The sequence below is a fragment of the Vibrio sp. 1978 genome (assembly GCF_033344345.1).
This window is the reverse complement of the sequence record NZ_JAWPOP010000506.1, coordinates 1-678: the sequence shown is the minus strand read 5'-3', so window position 1 is coordinate 678 and position 678 is coordinate 1. Positions and strand designations below refer to the sequence as shown.

2 protein-coding genes are annotated in these 678 nt (G+C 43.1%); both read left to right on the top strand.

Annotated elements, in window-relative coordinates:
- A partial coding sequence (locus tag R8N49_RS27510) for a response regulator (protein WP_318190504.1) occupies positions 1-237 on the top strand: 237 nt, incomplete at its 5' end.
- A 211-nt stretch (positions 238-448) separates the two neighbouring features.
- A partial coding sequence (locus R8N49_RS27505; RefSeq protein WP_318190503.1) for a MarR family transcriptional regulator occupies positions 449-678 on the top strand: 230 nt, incomplete at its 3' end.

Here is a 678-nt window from a genome sequence, read left to right as displayed (position 1 = left end):
ATTTTGATGGATAACCAACTTCCGCATCTTGGTGGCATCGAAACCACGAAAGAGATTCGTCAAAACTTGAAATTGGGGACGCCAATTTACGCCTGCACCGCCGACACTGCGCAAGAAACCAGTGATGCATTTATGGAAGCAGGCGCGAACTATGTTTTGCTGAAACCCATTAAAGAAAATGCACTCCACGAGGCTTTTGTTGACTTCAAGCAGCGCTTCTTGATTGAACGGACATAGTTTGCTGCCACATTTACGGTAGTTTCTTTGCTTACCTAGCCCAACTTAGCTTTTCTGAGTTGGGTTTTTTCTTTCCTGCAATCTGAAGATCTTAATTCTTCACAACCTTTTAAATGCACAAAAATTCATTGTGATTTAAATCACAAAAATATTTACTTAGCGTGCTAACTAAATTATATTACTTAGCACGCTAAGTAATTGAGTGCATCTTATGATTCAAGACATCAACATTTTGAGAGATCTGTCCCTTGCCGAAAAACTGTCTCGTGTCGCTCGTTTATGGAAGATGGTTGCCGACCGTGAGCTCGAACCGCTAAACCTAACTTACCCGCGCTGGACGGCGCTTTGGAAGCTGTATCGAATGGGCGACAACATCAGTCAAAAGCAACTTGCTGAAGCGCTTGAGATTGAGCTTGCCTCGTTGATGCGCACGCTAAAACT